We start from the raw sequence: 468 nt of genomic DNA on the forward strand, positions 1-468 counted from the left end.
TTCCTGCTCGGCGCGCTCGACACGGCGCGGCTGCCGGGCGCGAGCGCCACGCGGCTGCGCCGCGCGCTCGATCGCGCGAGCGATGCGATCGCGCACGTCGCGCGAACGGGCGACGATGCGTTCGTGCGGCAGGCGGCGTCCGCGCTCTATCACGCGACGACGGCGATCCTGCTCGCGAGCGAAGGGATGCGGCTCGCGCCCGATCATCGGCGGCTCGCGCTCGCTCATCTCGTGTTGCGCTACAAGCTGTCGCCCGTCGATCCGCTCGCGACGCCGCGCGCCGATGCCGACGCGGATGCGGAGGCGGAAGCCGGCGTGCTGGCGGCGTTGTTGCACGATCGGCCCGTCACGCTCGACGACGCGTTGCGCCTGCTCGACGATCGTTCGGGAGACGCGGCATGAGCGGCAATGTCTCGAAGCGATTGCGGGCCTCGAGCGGATCGGAGATCGGGCGCGCCGCCGCCGGTG

At 73.1% G+C, this 468-nt stretch carries 1 pseudogene; it reads left to right on the top strand.

Annotated elements, in window-relative coordinates:
* A pseudogene (locus J5M58_RS26730) lies at positions 1-402 on the top strand (hypothetical protein); the annotation flags it as partial.
* Between the last annotated feature and the right edge of the window lie 66 nt (positions 403-468).

Source organism: Pseudomonas sp. 32_A (assembly GCF_017490905.1).
Lineage (GTDB): Bacteria > Pseudomonadota > Gammaproteobacteria > Pseudomonadales > Pseudomonadaceae > Aquipseudomonas > Aquipseudomonas inefficax.